General features: G+C 52.8%; 18 protein-coding genes and 3 pseudogenes. 11 read left to right on the plus strand and 10 right to left on the minus strand.

Annotated features, from left to right (window positions below; all coding sequences use genetic code 11):
- Nucleotides 1–34 precede the first annotated feature (34 nt).
- Nucleotides 35–1,936, minus strand: a complete 1,902-nt coding sequence (locus JK216_RS12080; RefSeq protein ID WP_212708632.1) for a PTS mannitol transporter subunit IICBA — start codon at nt 1,934–1,936, stop codon at nt 35–37.
- Between the two features lie 748 nt (nt 1,937–2,684).
- Here JK216_RS12080 and JK216_RS12085 point away from each other — a divergent pair.
- The 3 genes from JK216_RS12085 to yjiA are packed head-to-tail and all read left to right on the plus strand — an operon-like array spanning nt 2,685 to nt 6,068.
- Nucleotides 2,685–4,835, plus strand: a complete 2,151-nt coding sequence (locus tag JK216_RS12085) for a carbon starvation CstA family protein (RefSeq protein ID WP_212708633.1) — start codon at nt 2,685–2,687, stop codon at nt 4,833–4,835.
- 50 nt (nt 4,836–4,885) lie between these two features.
- Nucleotides 4,886–5,089 carry a YbdD/YjiX family protein gene (locus tag JK216_RS12090; protein WP_212708634.1) on the plus strand — a complete coding sequence of 68 codons (204 nt, stop codon included), beginning with the start codon at nt 4,886–4,888 and terminating at the stop codon, nt 5,087–5,089.
- A gap of 13 nt (nt 5,090–5,102) precedes the next feature.
- Nucleotides 5,103–6,068: a GTPase gene (gene yjiA, locus JK216_RS12095; protein WP_212711696.1), complete on the plus strand. Its 966-nt coding sequence runs from the start codon at nt 5,103–5,105 to the stop codon at nt 6,066–6,068.
- On the opposite strand, the gene btsR is transcribed toward yjiA, so the two are convergent.
- Both btsR and JK216_RS12105 read right to left on the minus strand, forming a co-directional pair.
- A complete protein-coding gene (btsR, locus tag JK216_RS12100) occupies nt 6,063–6,779 on the minus strand; it encodes a two-component system response regulator BtsR (protein ID WP_212708636.1) in 717 nt (238 codons plus the stop codon). The two genes, yjiA and btsR, sit on opposite strands and share 6 nt — an antisense overlap.
- Nucleotides 6,776–8,467 (minus strand): sensor histidine kinase, encoded by a 1,692-nt coding sequence (locus JK216_RS12105; protein WP_212708637.1) that lies wholly within the window; start codon nt 8,465–8,467, stop codon nt 6,776–6,778. Before JK216_RS12105 ends, btsR begins: the two co-directional genes overlap by 4 nt.
- Before the next feature lie 307 nt (nt 8,468–8,774).
- On the opposite strand from JK216_RS12105, the gene JK216_RS12110 reads away from it, so the two are divergent.
- The 5 genes from JK216_RS12110 to JK216_RS12130 all read left to right on the plus strand — a co-directional run bounded on the left by JK216_RS12110 (nt 8,775) and on the right by JK216_RS12130 (nt 13,112).
- Nucleotides 8,775–9,485 carry a PhzF family phenazine biosynthesis isomerase gene (locus JK216_RS12110; RefSeq protein ID WP_212711695.1) on the plus strand — a complete coding sequence of 237 codons (711 nt, stop codon included), beginning with the start codon at nt 8,775–8,777 and terminating at the stop codon, nt 9,483–9,485.
- Between the two features lie 118 nt (nt 9,486–9,603).
- Nucleotides 9,604–10,152, plus strand: coding sequence for a hypothetical protein (locus JK216_RS12115; protein ID WP_212708639.1), 549 nt, complete (start codon nt 9,604–9,606; stop codon nt 10,150–10,152).
- A gap of 247 nt (nt 10,153–10,399) precedes the next feature.
- Nucleotides 10,400–11,170 (plus strand): nitrilase-related carbon-nitrogen hydrolase, encoded by a 771-nt coding sequence (locus JK216_RS12120; RefSeq protein WP_212708640.1) that lies wholly within the window; start codon nt 10,400–10,402, stop codon nt 11,168–11,170.
- A gap of 31 nt (nt 11,171–11,201) precedes the next feature.
- The gene (locus JK216_RS12125; protein ID WP_212708641.1) at nt 11,202–12,632 is read left to right on the plus strand and encodes an APC family permease; all 1,431 of its coding nucleotides are present in this window, start codon (nt 11,202–11,204) and stop codon (nt 12,630–12,632) included.
- Nucleotides 12,633–12,902: 270 nt separating this feature from the next.
- Complete coding sequence (locus JK216_RS12130; protein ID WP_212708642.1) at nt 12,903–13,112, plus strand: YdgH/BhsA/McbA-like domain containing protein; 210 nt, start codon at nt 12,903–12,905, stop codon at nt 13,110–13,112.
- A 71-nt stretch (nt 13,113–13,183) separates the two neighbouring features.
- Here JK216_RS12130 and JK216_RS12135 read toward each other — a convergent pair whose 3' ends face one another.
- Complete coding sequence (locus tag JK216_RS12135) at nt 13,184–13,504, minus strand: darcynin family protein (protein WP_212708643.1); 321 nt, start codon at nt 13,502–13,504, stop codon at nt 13,184–13,186.
- 441 nt (nt 13,505–13,945) lie between these two features.
- On the opposite strand from JK216_RS12135, the gene cspA reads away from it, so the two are divergent.
- The gene (cspA, locus tag JK216_RS12140) at nt 13,946–14,158 is read left to right on the plus strand and encodes an RNA chaperone/antiterminator CspA (protein ID WP_212708644.1); all 213 of its coding nucleotides are present in this window, start codon (nt 13,946–13,948) and stop codon (nt 14,156–14,158) included.
- 344 nt (nt 14,159–14,502) lie between these two features.
- Here cspA and JK216_RS12145 read toward each other — a convergent pair whose 3' ends face one another.
- The 6 genes and pseudogenes from JK216_RS12145 to JK216_RS12170 form a co-directional block, all read right to left on the minus strand.
- The gene (locus tag JK216_RS12145; RefSeq protein ID WP_212708645.1) at nt 14,503–15,180 is read right to left on the minus strand and encodes an ATP-binding cassette domain-containing protein; all 678 of its coding nucleotides are present in this window, start codon (nt 15,178–15,180) and stop codon (nt 14,503–14,505) included.
- Nucleotides 15,177–16,016, minus strand: coding sequence for an ABC transporter ATP-binding protein (locus JK216_RS12150; protein WP_212711694.1), 840 nt, complete (start codon nt 16,014–16,016; stop codon nt 15,177–15,179). The genes JK216_RS12145 and JK216_RS12150 overlap by 4 nt, the downstream gene beginning before the upstream one ends.
- Entirely contained in the window at nt 16,006–16,857 is an 852-nt protein-coding gene (locus JK216_RS12155) for an ABC transporter permease (RefSeq protein WP_212708647.1), read from the minus strand. Before JK216_RS12155 ends, JK216_RS12150 begins: the two co-directional genes overlap by 11 nt.
- On the minus strand, nt 16,854–17,906 hold the full coding sequence (locus JK216_RS12160) for an ABC transporter permease (RefSeq protein ID WP_212710660.1): 1,053 nt from the start codon (nt 17,904–17,906) through the stop codon (nt 16,854–16,856). The genes JK216_RS12155 and JK216_RS12160 overlap by 4 nt, the downstream gene beginning before the upstream one ends.
- A complete protein-coding gene (locus JK216_RS12165) occupies nt 17,906–19,474 on the minus strand; it encodes an ABC transporter substrate-binding protein (RefSeq protein ID WP_212711693.1) in 1,569 nt (522 codons plus the stop codon). Before JK216_RS12165 ends, JK216_RS12160 begins: the two co-directional genes overlap by 1 nt.
- Nucleotides 19,475–19,863: 389 nt before the next feature.
- Nucleotides 19,864–20,013: pseudogene (locus tag JK216_RS12170) on the minus strand (integrase core domain-containing protein); the annotation flags it as partial.
- Between the two features lie 72 nt (nt 20,014–20,085).
- Between JK216_RS12170 and JK216_RS12175 the strand changes: the two are divergent.
- Nucleotides 20,086–20,235 (plus strand): annotated as a pseudogene (locus tag JK216_RS12175) (DDE-type integrase/transposase/recombinase); the annotation flags it as partial.
- A gap of 11 nt (nt 20,236–20,246) precedes the next feature.
- Nucleotides 20,247–20,577 (plus strand): annotated as a pseudogene (locus JK216_RS12180) (DDE-type integrase/transposase/recombinase); the annotation flags it as partial.

Raw genomic sequence — 20,577 nt, forward strand, 5'->3', positions numbered from 1 at the left:
GCCACGCCGCTGCGCCTTGCATGGATATCAGGTTTCAGCTGGCGGGCTTATCCGCCAGCAGTGCCAGAACTTCCGGCACACTTTGGGTGGTGGCCAGCCGGGTGATGATGTGTTCGTCATCCAGAGCTGTCGCCAGCCGGGAGACCACCTGAATGTGTTCGTCATTACGCGCAGCAATACCGATCACCAGCCGCGCGATATCCTGCGGCTGGTCACCGAAGTGCACCCCGTCAGGGTACTGGCAGAACACTATCCCGGTTTTCAGCACACGATCTTTGGCGGCTACTGTGCCGTGTGGCACCGCAATCGATTCTCCGAGGTAGGTTGACGCCAGGGTTTCCCGTTCCAGCATGGCTGCCACATATTCCGGCCGGACATAGCCTCTTTTCACCAGTTGTTCACCGGCAAAACAGATAGCCTGTTGTTTAGTCTCAGCGTAATTGCCCAGCAGCACATCACCGGCAGATAGCCGGAAAGAGGGCCCCGGATGTTGTCCGCCACTGTTGTCAGCGACCCGGCTTAGCGGCTCAGCCTGCGGGCTGACCAGCTGCAAACGGACAGCCAGATCCTGATACAGATCGCTGTCAAGGAAACGGGTCAGAGAAATATGCCGGGCCTGAGGTGCCTGGCGCATCGCCCGTTCAGTCAGTTCACGGTGGGTAATGACCAGGTCCGCATCCTCCGGCAGGCTATTGATTGCAGCATGGGAGACAGAAATATGCGTCAGACCGGCATCAGTGATTTTTTTACGCAACATCCCGGCCCCCATCGCACTGGATCCCATCCCTGCATCGCAGGCGACGATGATCTGGCGAACATGCCGGAGATCATCCGGCAGCGATATCTCTGCTGAGACCTGCTGGCCGGTTTTCATGGCCCGCACGCGACGGGAAGCGGCATCCATATCCTGCTCTCTGACTTTCCCTGTTTTCAGCAGGATGACGGCAATAATAAAAGACACCAGAAATGCTGTGATAATGGCGGCAATATTGGCAAAGTAAGCGCCTTTAGGCGTCATTGCCAGTACCGCCAATACCGAGCCAGGCGAGGCCGGAGAAACCAGCCCTCCATCCAGCAACGCCAGGCTAAATACACCACTTACCCCGCCACAGATCACCGCAAGGATCAGCCGCGGATTCATCAGTACATATGGGAAATAAATCTCGTGGATCCCCCCGAAAAAGTGGATGATGGCTGCGCCTCCGGCAGACTGCCTGGCATTTCCGCGGCCAGACAGCATATAGGCCAGTAACACTCCCAGTCCGGGACCGGGGTTGGCTTCAATCAGAAAGAACAGGGATTTACCGGCCTCACTGGCCTGCTGGATCCCCAGCGGGGAGAATATCCCGTGGTTAATCGCATTATTCAGAAACAGGATTTTCGCCGGTTCAACAAAGACAGAAGTAAGGGGCAGCAGACTATTCTGCACCATCAGATTAACCCCTGATGCAAGCAGGCGAGACAGCCCCTCAGCCAGTGGCCCGATGGCCAGAAAGGCCAGAATAGCCAGTAACATACCGATAATTCCGGCGGAGAAATTATTGACCAGCATCTCAAAACCGCTTTTAATTTTATCGTCCGTATAACGGTCAAAGATTTTGATTATCCGGCCGCCCAACGGACCCGCGATCATCGCCCCGAGGAACATTGGCATATCCGCCCCGGCGATAACGCCCATCGTGGTAATCGCCCCGACCACCCCGCCACGCTCTCCCCCGACAAGACGACCGCCGGTATAACCAATTAATAAAGGCAGCAGATAGGTAATCATCGGCGAAACAAGTTTCGCCAGGGTCTGACTGGGTAACCAGCCGCTGGGAATAAACAGCGCGGTAATCATCCCCCAGGCGATAAAGGCACCGATATTTGGCATTACCATATTGCTTAAAAAGCGGCCAAAGCTTTGTATTTTTATTCTGATAGCTGATGAAAACATATAAATATTCCTTATAAATATGCACCAACACATAAAAAGGCACGGGAATGTACTATCCTGCAGATATCAGCATGACATCTCCGGGAGTGATCACTCTGGCGGACTCTATCACGCAGATCTGGCGGCGCATATTCGGGTTAAATAATGTGATATGTATCACCATAAAGCGCCGTGAAGAGGGGGTAAATTAGTGATATGAATCACATTAAAAGATAATATTGCAGAGCAATATGCGGATTATTTTTACAAAATCCTGTTTTTATGTGATTTAAATCACATTTTATTTTTATTTATTTTATTTTGATTTGTGATCTGATTAACAATTTATTTTTAACCATCATGCGCCGCTTCACATTTTTATTCTGGCCAGTCAGCAGCCTGTATCCGCCGCGGAAATGTAAGGGTGTATGATTATTCAGACCGGATACTCCGGTTAATTTAAATCAGAAAAAATAATCGATTTACTGATTAGTCTTGTCTGCCGTGGCACTTTTGTCAGAGTCCGGCAGCACTGGCCGTTCCGGCTGCGATCTGAATCACAGAAAACCGCCGGCGGCCGCGGGCAGAAAACCACTCAGGACCTCCGGTAACCGCTCTGCCACGCATATTGCCACTCAGCTATTTTTATTCCCGCCGCCTGCAAAAAATCGCCAGGATATTCTGACCGGTAAAGGAATATCCGGCTCAGGGGCGCTGCGGTGCCCCGGGGATTCCCTCGTATAACACAATATAAAACAGCAGGTTAATCATGGATAAACATAAAATTCTCAGGCACATCCCCTGGGCGGTGTTAGGGGTCATTGGTGCGTTTTGCCTTGCTGTGGTGGCATTACGGCGCGGTGAACATGTCAGTGCTATGTGGCTGGTGGTCGCCTCCGTTTCGGTCTATCTGGTGGCATACCGCTATTACAGTCTGTATATCGCGCAAAAAGTGATGCAGCTGGATCCTTCCCGCGCCACCCCTGCCGTGATGAACAATGACGGCCTTAATTATGTTCCGACCAACCGCTATGTCTTATTTGGTCACCATTTTGCGGCTATCGCCGGGGCCGGCCCGCTGGTCGGGCCGGTTCTGGCTGCACAAATGGGCTATTTACCCGGCACTCTGTGGCTGCTGGCCGGTGTGGTACTGGCCGGTGCGGTACAGGACTTTATGGTGTTGTTTATCTCTTCGCGCCGTAATGGCGCATCCCTCGGCGAGATGATCAAACAGGAAATGGGGCCGGTGCCGGGTACCATCGCTCTGTTTGGCTGTTTTCTGATTATGATCATTATCCTCGCTGTGCTGGCGCTGATTGTGGTTAAAGCACTGGCCGAAAGCCCGTGGGGAGTATTTACCGTCTGTGCCACCGTGCCGATAGCGCTGCTGATGGGCGTATATATGCGCTATATCCGCCCCGGCCGGGTACTGGAAGTCTCGGTCATCGGGCTGGTATTACTGGTGCTGTCTATCTGGTTTGGCGGTGTCATTGCCAGTGACCCTTACTGGGGACCGGCACTGACATTTAAAGACACCACTATTACCTATGCACTGATTGGTTATGCTTTTATCTCCGCTCTGTTACCTGTCTGGCTGATCCTCGCCCCGCGTGACTATCTGGCAACCTTCCTGAAAATCGGGGTGATTGTCGGTCTGGCGATCGGGATCGTGATCCTGAATCCGGATCTGAAAATGCCGGCGATAACTCCGTTTATCGACGGCAGCGGCCCGTTATGGAAAGGCGCTCTGTTTCCGTTCCTGTTTATTACTATTGCCTGTGGTGCGGTTTCCGGTTTCCATGCACTGATAGCTTCCGGCACCACACCAAAATTACTGGCTAACGAAAAAGATGCCCGGCTGATCGGTTACGGTGCCATGCTGATGGAATCGTTTGTCGCGGTTATGGCACTGGTTGCTGCCTCAATTATCGAACCGGGTCTCTATTTCGCCATGAACACTCCGCCGGCAGGGCTGGGCTTTACCATGCCTAATCTGCATCAGCTGGGGGGAGAAAATGCGCCACTGATTATGGCACAACTGAAAGACGTGACAGCACAGGCCGCCGCCACAGTCAGTTCCTGGGGATTTGTGATTTCACCGGAGCAAATCCTGCAAACGGCCAAAGATATTGGTGAGCCTTCGGTGCTTAACCGCGCCGGGGGAGCACCTACCCTGGCGGTAGGTATTGCCGATGTATTCCACAAGATTATGCCACTGGCCGATATGGGCTTCTGGTATCACTTCGGGATCCTGTTTGAAGCCCTGTTTATCCTGACAGCACTGGATGCAGGCACCCGATCCGGACGCTTTATGTTGCAGGATCTGCTGGGTAATTTTGTACCTTTCCTGAAAAATACCCGCTCCCTGCCCGCAGGAATAGTGGGTACTGCCGGCTGTGTCGGACTGTGGGGTTATCTGCTGTATCAGGGGGTTGTGGATCCGCTGGGTGGCGTGAAAAGCCTGTGGCCGCTGTTCGGTATTTCGAACCAGATGCTGGCGGCCGTCGCCCTGATGCTGGGTACTGTGATCCTGATTAAAATGAAACGTACCCGTTATATCTGGGTAACCACCATCCCCGCAGTCTGGCTGCTGATCTGCACCACATGGGCTTTAAGTATGAAACTGTTCAGCGCTAATCCGCAACTGGAAGGCTTTTTTTATATGGCACGGGAATACCAGGCGCGGATAAATGACGGCAGTGCACTGAGTGCTGCTCAGATAGCGAATATGCAACAGATCGTACTGAATAATTACACCAATGCCGGCCTGAGTATTCTGTTCCTGCTGGTGGTGTACAGCATTATGTTCTACGGGGTAAAAATCTGGCGTCAGGCGGCGAAAAACCCTCAACGCAGCGATAAAGAAACCCCTTATGTTCCCGTCCCGGAAGGGGGGGTGAAAACCTCCTCCGGCCATTAAGCGACCGAAGGCCCGCCGTAATATGCGGGCCGTTATTATCAGGAGACACGATGTTTGGTAAAGCAGGCTCTGCATCAAAATATCTGGGGCAGGCGGCAAGAATGCTGGTAGGTGTCCCGGATTATGACAACTATGTTGAACATATGCGCAACCGTCACCCTGATTTGCCGGCGATGAGTTATGAAGAATTTTTTCGTGAACGTCAGCAGGCAAGGTATGGCGGAGACGGTAAAGGCGGCATGCGTTGCTGTTAACCAGGGAGAGTCTATGACACCGGTAAAAGTGACTTTACTGAGCGGTTTTCTCGGGGCAGGAAAAACGACCCTGCTGAAGACTATTTTGCAGACAGACCACGGCCACCGAATTGCCGTCATAGAAAACGAGTTTGCTGACACCGGCATTGATCAGCAGATTATCGGGGATCGTGCCAGCCGGATCACTACCCTGGCCAACGGCTGTATTTGCTGTGACCGTTCGGGTGAACTGGAAAATGCTCTGCTTGATCTGCTCGCTGCCCGCACGGCAGGATCGATCAGTTTCGATCGACTGATTATTGAGTCTACCGGGATGGCGGACCCCGGCCCGGTGATCCATACCTTTTTCCGCCATCCCGGGCTGGCGGAGGCCTGTCATCTTGACGGGGTTATTACCCTGGTGGATGCCGTTCACGCAAACCAGCAACTGGATAACTGTCAGGTTGCACAAGCCCAGATCGGTTATGCGGATCGCATTCTGCTGACAAAAACCGATCTTGTTGCAGACTGTGAAGCCCTGACAGAACGTTTACAGCGTATCAATGCCCGTGCCCCGATACAGCGGGTGTTGCACGGTGATACGGATATTGACAGTTTGTTTGATCTGCGGGGATTTATGCTGGAACACAGGGAGATTCGGCCGGCCTTAGCGTTCCGTTTTATGCCACAACACCGCGACAGGGTCAGCTCTCTGACCCTTCAGCTGGATTTTCCGGTCGATCTCCAAACCCTGTCAGGCGTTATGGAATCCCTGTTACTGCAATATGCCGATAATCTGTTGCGCTACAAAGGGATGTTATGGGTCAGCGGAGAGCCATGCCGCTTACTGTTTCAGGGGGTACAGCGCCTGTATAGCTTTGGCCATGACCGGCCATGGCAAGCGGATGAAACGCCCTGCAGCCAGCTGATTTTTATTGGTACTGACCTGCCCGAACAGCTGCTGACTCAGACATTTGAAGCTCTGCGGCCGGAACTATAGGCCGAGAGTTTCTTTCAGACGTTTCAGATAACGGCGGCTGACCGGCACTGTCTGACCGCCCTTCATCTTCAGTTCTCCCTGACCGTTCTCTCCCATACGGATCTCCTGTAACTGATCCATATTGATCAGATGCTGGCGATGGCAACGCAGCAGCGCAGTACGCTGCTCAAGGGTACGCAGTGTCAGCCCGGTCACCCCCTGTTTGCCCTCACGGCTGGTCACCAGCACCCCGCCAATCCGGCTGCTGACACAGGCCACGTCCTCCATCGCCAGCAGGTAAATCCGGTTCTGTCCGTTACAGGGGATATATTTCAGCGCTGACTGCAATCCGGGCAGCCGGGCCAGATCCTGCGGATCACTGGCCTGTCGCAGGCGCATCAGGCACTTTGTCAGCCTGGCCGGTTCGACCGGTTTCAGCAGATAGTCAAAGGCGGCTTCATCAAAAGCCTGTAATGCATATTCATCAAAAGCCGTCAGAAATACGATATGTGGCCGGTGTTGCGGGTCGAGCATACCGGCCATTTCCAGGCCAGTGATACGCGGCATCTGGATATCCAGGAACACCACCTGCGGGCGCAGGCGGTTAATGGCCGCCATCCCTTCAATGGCATTTGCAGCCTCACCGGCAATATCAATATCACTGTGCTGCTGTAACAGCAGCCGGAGATTTTCCCGGGCCAGTGGTTCATCATCGACAATCAATACTTTCATATCTCCTGCACCTCCGGCGGTAAACGGATAATTACCCGTGTGTAATTGTCAGTGTCATAGTCGACACACAGCCCGCAGCCATTGCCAAACCGCGCCCGCAGACGGCGGTCCACCAGCCCCATGCCCATGCCCTGCGATTTACCTGTCGGCGGGACAAATAGCCCGGCATTATCCTGTACCGAAATTTCCAGATACTCAGCTGACTGGCAGGCGGTGATGATAACTTCTCCGGTCCCCGGCAGCTGGGACGTACCATGTTTGATGGCATTTTCTACCAGAGGTTGCAGGGTAAACGCCGGTAAACGATGATGACACAATGCTTCAGGGACCCGTAAATTCACCTTTAGCCGTGACTGAAAACGGGCCTGCTCAATCTGCAGGTAGGCATTTACGTGTTCCAGCTCATCGCCAAGAGTCGCGACTTCGGAACTGCGCTTAAGATTTTTACGGAAGAACGTCGACAAATACTGCACCAGCACCCCGGCACGCTGCCGGTCATTACGGATCACAGCCTGCAGAGTATTCAGTGCATTAAACAGAAAATGCGGATTCACCTGGGCATGCAGCAGTTTAATCTCAGCCTGTGCCAGCAGGGCTTTTTGTCGTTCATACTGACCGGCAAGGATCTGCGCTGACAGTAACCGGGCAATACCTTCGCCCAGTGTCCGGTTGATAGAACTGAATAAGCGGTTTTTCGCTTCGTATAACTTGATGGTGCCAATCACCTGCTGGTTTTCACCATACAAAGGGATCACCAGAGTTGAGCCCAGTTTGCACTGCGGATTCACGGAGCAGCAATACGGCAGTTCGTTACCGTCCGCATAGACCACTTCCCCCGTTTCAATGGCACGCCGGGTATAGTGAGAAGAGACCGGTTTCCCGGCGATATGATGATCATCACCGATCCCCGTAAAAGCCAGCAATTCCCGGCAGTCAGTAATCGCTACCGCCCCGATATCCAGTTGCTGATGCAGCACCCGTGCGACTTTTAGACTGTTTTCGCGGTTGAATCCCTGGCGCAATATGCCCTCCGTTTCTGCAGCCACCCGCAAGGCGGTAGCCGAAAAGGCAGAGGTATAGCGTTCAAACATTGCCCGTTTATCCAGCAGGATACGCATAAACAGCGCAGCACCGACCGTATTGGTAATAATCATCGGGGCGGCAATATGGCTCACCAGTTGCAGTGCTTCCGAAAAAGGCCGGGCAATTAACAGAATAATCAGCATTTGCAGAGCTTCCGCCAGCAGAGTCAGTGCCCCTGCCGTCAGCGGACTAAACAGTTTATCTGCCCGTCCGCGCCGGACCAGAATCCGGTGTAGCCCTCCCCCCAGTAAGCCTTCTGCCAGAGTGGACAGCATACAACTCAGGGCGGTCATCCCGCCAAGAGAATAACGGTGCAGACCGCCGGTCAGCCCCACCAGCCCGCCAACAACCGGCCCGCCGAGTAAGCCCCCCATTACCGCCCCGATGGCACGGGTATTGGCAATCGAGTCATCGATATTTAATCCGAAATAGCTGCCGAGAATGCAGAAAAAAGAAAAGGTGATATAACACAATAACTTATGAGGAAGTCTGACCGTCACCTGCAGTAACGGAATAAACAGCCGTGTTTTACTCATCAGCCAGGCGATTACCAGAAATACACACATCTGTTGCAGTAACTGTATAACTAACCGGAATTCATGCATACGGGATGCCCCGGGGGAGTGACAAAACCGCAGAATATCCTGTCCTGGCAGGAATTTCTTTGAATCAGCGCCGGAAACCGCTCACGGAAAAATATCCGTCATTCAGCCTCTGGTTCCGGTGATATATAGTTGAAAGACGACGACCGTTTCCAGTCACCGGTCATGTTATCCAGCCTGAACTCATCCGGGAGAAACTATATTATTCGCTGCTGCAGATTTAGTCTCTGTTTCCGCCTTTGCAGATAACGGGCAAGGCGGTAATCCTGCCGGTGTCTGAACTGGCATACAATTCCCCGCGCAACATGAAATGCAGCGTATTGCCGCTGAGGCCGGTTTTTCGGAAACCGTGTTTGCGATTCCGGTGCAGGGAGAGCCTGCCGGGGTCTGGCGGGTCCGTTATTTTTCTCCGGAAACCGAAGTGCCTTTCTGTGACCATGCCACCATTGCCACCACCGCGGTGCTGGTGCAACGCTTTGGTGCGGGGGAATATCAGTTTCAGTTAAATCAGGCCACCCTTCAGGTGTCGGCTGAACCCGACGTACAGGGCAACTGGCAGGCCGCTTACCCGCAGCCAGCCGGTCTAATCAGGATCGGCTACCGGCATCATGAGCCGGATATGCGTATCCCTCCGGCGTTGATCCATGGCGGAGCCGACCATCTGGTGCTGGCATTAAAAGAGCGCTCATCTCTGGCGGCAATGCGTTATTCTCAGCCCGCAGGCCGTGAACTGATGCGGCGCAACGGCTGGGTGACTATCCTGCTGGTCTGCGGGGAAGATGCACAGAAATTTTATACCCGTCACCCGTTTGCCTATGGCGATGTTTACGAAGATCCGGCTACCGGTGCAGCTTCGGCAGCATTTGCCGGTTATCTGCGCGACCTGCAGTGGCCACATAACGGCGCGATAGAAATTGTGCAGGGCGAAGATATGGGGATGCGCTCACGCATTTTTGCCGGAATCAGCGATCTGACAGGCAGTCCGATTGCCATATCAGGACAGGTGCGGCAACTTATGTAAATTGCCTTAACGATAACCTCATGAGAGTATCTGCGAAGCATTATAACGCTGTTTCCGTCCCGCCCTGCGGGCGGGATATTGGTTGTTATTCCCCCTGACGCTTCAGAAAGGATATTTCATGCCAGTCTGCTCCAAATGTCATCAGCACATGACTAATGATTACTGTTCTTCCTGTGCCGAAAAAGCCCGTGAAGCCGACAGACATCATAATCACGGCAATAACGCCGCGACTCCGGTAACCGGTGACCCGCGCCCGGAGAATAACCGGCCCCCGTTGCCTGCCGGTGACGCGGCTGGCGGAACACCGGTAAAAACCACCCCGCTGCCGCTGGATAATTTCGCCGCAAAATTTATTTATGCCCGCTGGGTACCTCTGGCACTGATGGCGTTACTGGCCTTTGAAATTGTCGCCAGCCTGAAGTTTTTACAGAGTTATCAGCACTATTATGGTTATGGCATTTTTACTCTGCCCTTTCCGCTGCTCTATGCCCCGCTGGTCATACTGCTGTTTATTAACCTGCTGATGATGTTCAGATTCCGCGAATTTCATCAGCAAAAAAGTACCCGCCGTGGTCACCCGACTTTTTGTCTGTTTGTCTTCTTCTGGTTCTGGTATATGCGCACCATCGGCCTGACCGTCGGTTTCTGGTTACTTCGCCATTTCTAACGTCTTTGCCGGTGGTATTCCCTGCTCTCCGCCAGCAATACCACTGGCCGGCTCTCTCTCCTTCGCCCCATGACAGTGCCCCCTGCAGCCGGCCTGCACCTTCAGGGTGCACAGCACCTCCCACGGGCGGTTCTCCGTCAGTCGGGTATCCTGCGGTTAAACAATAAGAATATTTTATAGTTAATCGCAAAAAGTGACTGGCACAGATATTGCTTTCTTATTTTACCGGTTGTTAAAAGGGACAATAATGAAAATCGCAATCTGGCAGGCACAAAGCAGTTACTGTGATTATGCGGCTAACCTGGCACGGCTGGCGGCGGCACTTCAACAGGCTAAATCACAACAGGCTGAATTACTGATCACACCTGAAATGTTTATGTCAGGTTATGTATTACAGCAGCATCTCCCTGCCATGGCAGATAGCTTCCCGCTGACAGAATTACTGGCCCTGGCCAGAGAGCGGCAAATGGCAATGATTGTTACCGGCCCGCTGGCAGAAGCAGGGCAGATTTTTAATGCCAGTTATTTTATCTCGGCACAGGGGGAGTTGCAGTGCGTATACCGGAAAACCCATCTGTTTGGTGAGCTGGATAAACGTCAGTTCAGCCCCGGCAATCAACCGGTATGTATCACCCGCTATAAGGATCTGAATATTGCGCTACTGATCTGCTATGACGTTGAATTTCCTGAAACCGTCCGGGCTGCGGCCCGCGCCGGTGCCCATCTGGTGGCCGTCGCCACCGCACAGATGAAGCCCTTCGATTTTGTTAACCGCCACCTGATTGCCACCCGTAGCTGGGAAAACCAGCTGTATATGGCCTATGTCAATCAAACCGGCCGTGAACAACACCTTGAATACGTCGGATTAAGCCTGGTCACTTCTCCTGACGGGGAGGTGCTTTGCCAGGCCAGCGAATCTGAAGAACAGTTGTTATATGCAGAAATTGATCCGTCACAGGTCACTGAGGCTCAGAAACAGAATCCGTACCTGAGTGATTTGCGGACAGACATACTATGAATAGTGTAATAATAAGTGCGAGGAATTCCGTATGACTGAGGCTAAAACACGTCAGAAAACCGCCAGACTGAGCGGAAACCTGGGCGTTGGCAGTATTGTATTTATGGTGATTGCCGCCGCCGCCCCGCTCACGGTGATCGGCGGTAATGTTCCGCTGGCGATCGGCATTGGTAACGGAGTCGGTGCACCGTTCGGTTTTCTTATTGCGTCGTTAATCTTGCTGGTGTTCGCCGTCGGGTTTGTCGCCATGACTCCCCATGTCAAAGAAGCCGGTGCCTTCTACTCTTATATCAGTCAGGGGCTGGGACTACGTGCAGGGATGGGTTCAGCCTATCTGGCGCTGGTCACCTATACGGCGATCCAGGCGGGTGTCTACGGTTATATGGGCTGGGCGGTGAATGATTTGGTGGTTCATTACGGGGGAACCGCGCATCCGTGGTGGATGTACTCGGTGCTGGCTATCGCGGCAGTCGCCATTCTCGGGTACCGCCATATTGACCTGAGTTCCAGAATTCTCGGTATCGCGTTAGTTCTGGAAATTGGCGTGGTGCTGATCATGAACTTTTCAATTCTGTCTGAAGGCGGTGCCCAGGGAGTCAGCCTGGTATCCTTTGAACCAAAAACAGCGTTTACTCACGGACTGGGAATGTCGGTATTATTCGCTCTGACCGGGTTTATCGGTTTTGAATCCACCGCTATCTTCCGTGATGAGTCACGTAACCCGGAGAAGACGATTCCCCGCGCGACCTATCTGGCAGTCATTATTATCGGTGTGTTTTATACTTTTTCAGCCTGGGCGCTGATTACCGGGGCCGGTTATACCCGCTCGGTGGCAGTGGCTAATGACACCTTAAACGGTACCGGCAATATGCTGCTGGATATTGCCCGTCAGTATAACGGTGCCCTGATGAGTAATGTGATCCAGGTATTACTGATCAGCAGTATTTTCGCCTGTGTGCTGAGTTTCCATAATGTGTTATCCCGCTATCAGTACGTATTAGCCGGTCAGGGGTTTATGCCAAAATTTTTGTCGGCGGTGCACGGTGAGCATAAGTCACCCTGTAATGCCTCACTGGCTCAGTCGGCCACCGCCCTGTTGCTGATCACAGTGTGCGCAGCCTGTAAACTGCAGCCGCTGACCCAGGTGTTTGGTTATATGGCCGCCGTATCGACGGTCGGTATTGTACTGCTGATGCTGCTGACCAGTGTGGCTGTGGTGGCATTTTTCAAAAAGAATACAGCACTGGCCGCCGGCAAACACTGGCGTACCCGCATTATTCCGGCGATATCCGTGCTGGCACTGTCTGTATCACTGATTATGGTGTTATCTAACTTCACCACCCTGACCGGCGGCAGTATGTTTATCAGTACATTACTGGCGATTATCCCGGTTGCAGCCCTGGTGACTGGCTATTCGGTGATTAATAAACGTCAGATTCTGGTCGCCAGTACTAACACCTGACCCTGCCAGCACCGCCTGATGTACAACTGACACAGCCAGCACCACGCTGGCTGTGTCATATCCCCGCGTCTTAACCTTCCGATCCCCCCACCGCACACGACAAATAACCTGCAGTCCGGCCCCCTCAGAGAAAAACATCGTTAATTATTCATTTTTTTTGAATGACATCAGCAGAATGATTAGATTTCGTTCAGTCAGCAGTCAGCGTAATCTTCTGTTTATCGGGACAACATCCCACTGTATAAACAAGATTACCCTGAGGAACACACCATGAAAGCTATCAAAAATATTGTTGCTGTTATTGCCTTTTCTGTTATCTCCGGCGCAGCCTTTGCTCAGACCATTACTGCCACAGCCTCCACTCTGGATGGTGCAGAAGCAAAAATTGCGGCACAGGCCAGCGCAGAAGGTGCCCGTTACAATATTACCGAAGCGTCTGCCGGTAACCGGATACATATGACCGCAGAGCTGAAAAAATAATCAGTGACGGGGGCTGCTAAAAGGCCGCCCGTAACGGCGGCCGGGGAACAAAAAACTGAACAGATCGCCGATCAGCGGTGCGTTTTTTCGAACGCTTTAAAACCGTCTTCAATGGTCGGGATAATGTCTGCAATTTCAAAGTACGGGGTGGTAATTAATTCAGAATCACGCAATCTTTCGATGGAAAAATAAAAAGACTGCATATCTTCGGCCTGGAACATTGCCACATCCGTACAACGGGTAGTAAACGCCTCCGCATCAAACATTCTTAAACTCACCTTACCGTCACTCAGTACATCGGCCAGTACCTTATCCGCAATACGGTTTCTCTCGCTGCGGGCCAGCCGCAGCCATGCAGGGGTGGTTTTTAACAGCACAAAAACAGTGATCATTATCGCCTCAGATATTCAGTATTTTTCACAGATTATCATCACGTTATTACAACCTTAGCAGCACGAGGGTGCATTTTTGTAACCGTTAATGTCACCGTCTGATAGCCCCGTCACTTATTTCCGGCCCCGGTGGCGGTCACAACAATATCAGCCGGTGACCGGTGGCCGGGCGCAGCAACAGCACTGTCAGAAACGCTTCGCTGGCCGGAGCATAAATAAAAGATAAAAAAACCTTGCTAATTTTTTACCGCTATGGATTAATAGCGCCATCGGTTTGTAAAACAGACCTTATGAAAGCAGTTTTAGTAAAGCAGTCTTCAGTTCAGGTGTTATCTACAGATACCCTCCTTTGCGAGTCTCCTCCTAAGTGCCCAATAAGTAACTCTCGAATAACAGGCCATCATCGCCGCAGTTAGTGGCTCATCAATTAAGGAAGTATCTATGTCTGACAAAATGACTGGTTTAGTAAAATGGTTTAACTCTGATAAAGGTTTTGGCTTTATCACCCCGAACGACGGTACCAAAGATGTGTTCGTACACTTCTCTGCTATCCAGAGCGACAGCTACAAAACTCTTGATGAAGGCCAGAAAGTTTCCTTCACCATTGAAAACGGCGCGAAAGGCCCGGCAGCAGGTAACGTTACCCCGCTGTAAGCCGCGCTGATTATCAGTGATGTTTACAATAGCGATGACGGTAAAGACCTGAGCAGATAAACCCGCTGATAGTAAAAGAAACCCGCCCCGTGCGGGTTTTTTATTGCCTGAAATTTATCCGCAAGGGCCGCCGGATATCTGCCGGGTTGTAGCGCGGTCTGGCCCCGCTTCACCCGTATATGACAGAGGCAACAGCCTGATGGCTGACTGCAGGGATCATATTCATTTCGGGGCAATGACAGACTGGTAATGCCGGCAGCGCGTGTAACCATGCCCGCCAGTAGGATACGGCAGAGAAAACCCGACATACGGTTCAGGGTAGTCCGGGGTTTCTTCCGCCAGCACTATCGGGTCGCGGCTAACCGTCCGGCATTCATCATCACAGAACGATCACACATATGGTCGATAACATCAGGATCATGGCTGACCAGTACCATTGTCAGTTGATTTTCCTGTCTGAGATCATTCAGTAAATTAAGTATTTCAGCCTGTACCGACATATCCAGCGCCGAAGTGGGTTCATCGAGCAGTAAGATTTTCGGCTGCAGTAACAGGGCACGGACAATCGCCACCCGCTGACGCTGCCCGCCGGATAACTGATGGGGATAACGGTCAATCAGGCTGCTATCCAGACCGGCCTGCCGGAACCCGTGCATAATCCGATCATCAATAGCATCCAGTTTCAGCCGTTTGAGAGGTTCCGCGAGCGTCCGCCGCAGCCGGTGACGCGGATGCAAAGAGGCGTAAGGATCCTGAAATACCATCTGTACATCACGGCGTAACTGGCCGGTAAATTCTTCGCCCGCCCGTACGGCCGTGCCTGCCAGAGTCATTTGCCCTTGCCAGTGGGGATTAAGACCAGCCATAACCCAGAGCAGGGATGATTTTCCGCAACCGGAAGGTCCGACCAGACCGAAACACTCCCCCGCGCCAATACTGAGGCTGGCGTCTGTCACTACCTGCCGCAGCTGATACCCGTCAGGATGAAATACACTGACCCCGTTCAGCCGGATAACACTCATGATAATACCTCCAGTGCGGCACGATCTAATGTAGGTAAACGCTTACCTTTGGTTGTCAGCCCGGGGCGACAGGCCCACAGAGTACGGGTATAAGGATGGCTGGCATGGGCTAACTCTGCCGCAGGCAGTGTATCGAGCAGCTGTCCCTGATACATCACCATCACCCTCTGACAATGGTCTGCCACCTGTTGCAAATCGTGACTGATCAGCAGCAGCCCCATATTACGCCGGGAAACCAGTTCACGGATCAGGGCCAGCACCTGATCTCGCATCCGGTGATCGAGGGCAGAGGTGGGTTCATCCGCAATCAGAAATTGCGGATCGGTGATCAGGGCTATAGCCAGCATAATACGCTGCCCCATCCCGCCCGAAAGCTGATTCGGGTAGCGTTTCATCAGTTGTTGCGGGTTTGGCAGCCCGACAGCATCCAGCATAGTGGTCACTTTTTCTCTGCGCTGACGACGGTTCAGAGAACCGTGTAATATCAGGGGTTCTTCCACTTGCCAGCCAATCGTCTGTGCCGGATTCAGGGCGTATTTCGGGTCCTGCATCACCATAGATAGCTGGCTGCCGCGCAACCGGCTCCAGTCACCGGCCGACAGGTGTAATGCATCCTGCCCTGCGATTGTCAGTTGACGGGCATCCGCTTTAAGCCCTGCCGCCAGTAATCCCATCAGGCTGCGTGCCGTCAGTGACTTTCCGGATCCGGACTCTCCCACCAGCGCGACACGCTCTTTGCCTAAGCAGAAAGAGAGGTTGTTCACCAGCGGCCGCCCTTCCGGCAGCACAATAGATAAGTGATCGGCAATAATGAAGGGTGTCGGTTCAGTTGTCATGTCGGCTATCCAGTCGGTCTCGCAGACCGTCCCCGATAAAATTAAAGGTCAGGCTGGCCAGCAAAATAGCGCCGCCCGGCGCTGCGGCTACCCACCACTGATCAAAAATCACTTTGCCGCCTTCTGCGACCATTGAGCCCCATTCTGCCGCAGGGGGGCGAACCCCCATTCCCAGAAAACCGAGTCCGGCGGCAGACAAAATAATCCCGCCGAGGCTGAGGGCTGCACGCACTACCGCCCCCGGTAAACAGAGCGGTAAAATATGGCCGAGCAGTAACGGCAAACCGCGTATTCCCTGCATCCTGGCGGCAGCAAGGTAATCACTGCGCCGCAAGCGCTGTGTTTCGGCACGGGCCTGACGGGCAAACGGTGGCCAGCTGGTCAGGGCGAGAGCCAGTGCGCCGTTCAGTAACCCCGGGCCAAGTACCGCCACCATCGCCAGGGCGATGACCAGACTTGGCAGTGATAAAAAGATATCGGTGATACGCATCAGGATCTTTTCAGCCCAGCCTCCCGCATAACCGGCCACCATGCCGACAGCCATTCCGGCCGGGACAGTTAACAGCAGGATAAAAATAATTAATACCAGCGTCGGACGTGTTCCGTAAATCACACGGGAAAGCAGGTCCCGACCGAAGCTGTCAGTACCAAACCAGTGGAGTGCTGACGGCGGCAGCAAGCGTCCGGCCATCTGCTGGGCATCAGGGTCAAACGGAGCGATCCACGGTGCAAAGATCGCCGTCACTACCAGCAGAGTTAATAATCCGCAGCCGGTCACCAGTAAAAAAGGAATTTTCCGCCGCGACGGGGTTGCAGATAAGCGGTGAGATAAATCAGTCATCGTGTTGCGGGATCCGTGAGCCAGACTAATGCATCAGTCAGTGCATTGATCAGAATAAAACAGGTACCTATCACTAAGGTTGTCCCAAGGATCGCCGGGAAATCAGAGGCAAACAGCGCATTAGTCAGATAGCGTCCCATGCCCGGCCATGAGAATACACTCTCTGTTAATACAGATCCTTCCAGTAAGGAAACGTAAGAGAGCATAATGACCGTGATTAATGTTCCGCGGGTATTCGGCAGCAGGTGATGCCAGATAATACGCCAGCGGCCCGCCCCTTTGGCCAGTGCCAGGGTGACATATTCTTTATTATTTTCTTCTAATAATGCGGCACGTAACAGGCGTGTCACTGACGCGGTGGATAATAACCCGAGGATCGCCACCGGCAGCCACAAGTGGGCCAATGCATTGATAAACATTTCACGATCACCGGATAACCAGCTGTCGAGCAGGACAATGCCCGTTTTCGGTTCCAGCGTATAAGTATACAGGTCATCCAGCTGACCGGGCCCGGCTGACCAGTGTAATACGGCATAAAATAGCAGTAAGCCCAGTAAACCGAACCAGAAGACAGGCACCGAGTATCCCAGCAGAGAAATAATCCGTGCCAGGTGGTCAAGCCAGCTTTTCGGACGCCATACAGAGAGCAACGCCAGACCAATTCCGCACACCGACCCGACAATCAGCGCACAGGTCGCCAGAGAAAATGTCGCCGGAAAGGTGCGCAGTAAATCACTGAGGACTGGCTGACCAGTGCTCTGTGAAATGCCCAGATTTCCCCCGGCCAGCTGCCGCAGATACTCGAGGAACTGCACAGGCAGTGACTGGTCCAGTCCCAGCTGATGCCTGATCTGCCCATAGGTCGATGCACTCGCATGGTCGCCCGCCAGCTGTAATACGGGATCGACCGGTGAAAGATGAGACAGCGTGAAGGTAAACGCCAGTAATCCGAGCAGTGTTACCACCAGTGATAACAGATTACCGGCGAGGCGCTGTATCAGCCGCCTCAGCCCCGCAGCGCGACTCGGGGGTTGCGCTGTGGTCACCATTACTTTGTCACCCGGTTGTAGTACACCATGTCCGGGTTCATTCCCTGCTGATAACCTTTCAGATTATTACGCAGGGCAATTAGCTGACGCGCCTGTAAGCCGATCACATAAGGTGAGTTTTTCAGTACCTGACGTTGTAGCTTCTGATACATCGCCGCGCGCTGCTGGTTGTCACTCAGCGCCACTGCCTGCCGGGTTTCAGCCGTCAGTTCAGGAATATCCCAGCCGGCACGTTCAGCCAGGGTGCTGCTGCCATCCTGCGGGTTTGATGCAAATGCTGCCGCATTACTGTTCGGATCGAAGTAATCAGGGCCCCATGAGGTCACGGTTGCATCGAATTTATGGCTGGAAATTTTCGAGGTGATTTCACTGCTGATCCCCGGGATAAGGGTGACTTTCACCCCCCCTTTGGCAAAACTGGCCTGTAATGCCTGGGCAATATCCAGATAAGGTGGCTGATTATTCACAATCAGGTTAAAGCTGATATTTTTCAGCCCGGCTTTTGCCAGAATCGCTTTCGCCTTTTCCGGATCATAGCTGTACGGGTTGTCTTTTAATGCCCCCAGATAACCATCCGGTAAGAATGTCTGATGAACCGAGAACTGACCACGTAGCAGATCATCCGCAATACCTTTATAGTCAAAAAGATAACGGGATGCTTCGAGGAACGCAGGATTACTCAGCACCGGAGAGGCTTTGAGGTTAAATAACAGGTAGTAGAGTGAGGCAATCGGCACTGCTACTGGCTTGACTGAAGGCTGGTGTTGTAATGCACTGAACTGGTCACTGCCCAGGTTACGGGCAATATCCGCATCCCCCTGTTCAACCAGCAGCACCCGGGTAGCAACTTCCGGAACGTTTTTGATCAGTACATTCTTCAGCTCAGGTGGCCCTGCCGGAGAGTCAGGATTGGCAGTCATTAACAGTACTTCATGGGGAATATAGCTGCGGATCTGATAAGGGCCGCTGCCGGCAGAATGGGTATTCAGCCATTGATGACCAAAATCCCCCGCGGTCTGATGACTGTCCGCTAATTTTTCATCGACCACTGATGCCACCGGTGCCGAAAGCAGGCTCAGGACAAAGGACGGGCTGACATCCGCCGTCCAGTGGATAGTGACCTGATTATCACTGACTTTTGTCAGCTGGCTGTCGATATTCTTTGCATTCCAGCCTAGCTGAGTGAGGATAAACGACGGTTCCAGATTTAATTTCACCACCCGTGACAGAGAGAACATGACGTCCTCCGGACGGACAGGATTACCACTGGCAAACCTGGCACCGTCACGCAACGTGAAAGTCAGGCTACGATTATCGGCACCCGCTTTCCAGGAAGATGCCAGCGTCGGACGTAAATCAACAGGATTTTCCGGGTCCGATTGCAACAGGCGCTGATACAGGCTGTTAAAGGATTGCACGGTAGAAAGTTCAAACCCCTGAGCAGGGTCGAAGCTGATGGCATCATCCAGCGACTGGGCAACCACCAGCGTATCGGGAGGTGTTGCACTGAAAGCGGCCATTGAGGTTGCCATCATCGCCAGTGCGAGGACGGTTAACGTTTTTTTCATCTGATTTCCTTGCTGAGCACTGACCGTACGCCTGACCGGAAACCCGGTGTCCCGCGGCAGGATGTCAGTTGTTATTCTTTATTGTTATATATAAAGGGTTACTTATCACTCCAGTAATCTATCGGATTTTTTCCACCCCTGCCAGTCCCGGATAACAGAAAATCCGTCGCCGGAAACAGCGGGGTAACAAGGCTGTCGGTACGCACGGATACTGAGCCGATACTGCGGCCTGGTTGAATAAATCAAACGCCGGACGGATATTTCTGTAGCAGACCGGGTTTTCAAACGTACCTGTTTTCGTCAGTTTATTCAGCGCAAACACCGTGACCAGAGGTTATGGTAAGCAGAACAGTTTTAGCTCCGGACACTTTCTGAGGTTTCCGTTTTTTCATTTCCCGTACTTCATTCAGTGTTCTGAACAGATAAAAATCCAGTATTTCAGTCCGGTATGTCCGGTTAAATGGTAATCGCCCAATAAAAGTATTCTGAGTGGGTTTTCAGCGCCGGATAAACTCCGGGTGTATATTATGCGCTTCAGCACATCAGAAATGCGCGTTATTAAAACGCTGAGAAGCTGGGGAGTTTACCCTCAGTGTCAGCAAAAGGCCGCAGTCCCGACAACCTATACCGCCACCGGGCCCTGTCAGGTCTGGTCATGGGATATCACCTGGTTACCGTCGGTGGTGCGCGGACGCTGGTATTACCTGTATATGATAACCGACCTGTACAGCCGGAAAATCACGGGTTATGAAGTGCATGAGACAGAAAGNCGACAACCTATACCGCCACCGGACCCTGTCAGGTCTGGTCATGGGATATCACCTGGTTACCGTCGGTGGTGCGCGGACGCTGGTATTACCTGTATATGATAACCGACCTGTACAGCCGGAAAATCACGGGTTATGAAGTGCATGAGACAGAAAGCGGTGAACAGGCTGCCGCTTTAATGCAGCGCAGTGTCATGCGTGAAGGCTGCTGGCGGCATCCGCTGGTACTGCATGCAGATAACGGCGCAGCGATGAAATCACAGACGCTGCAGATGAAACTGCACGAACTGAATATCACGCCGTCTCACAGCCGTCCGCGGGTCAGTAACGATAATG

This window comes from Tatumella sp. JGM94 (genome assembly GCF_018257595.1).
Classification (GTDB): domain Bacteria; phylum Pseudomonadota; class Gammaproteobacteria; order Enterobacterales; family Enterobacteriaceae; genus Tatumella; species Tatumella punctata.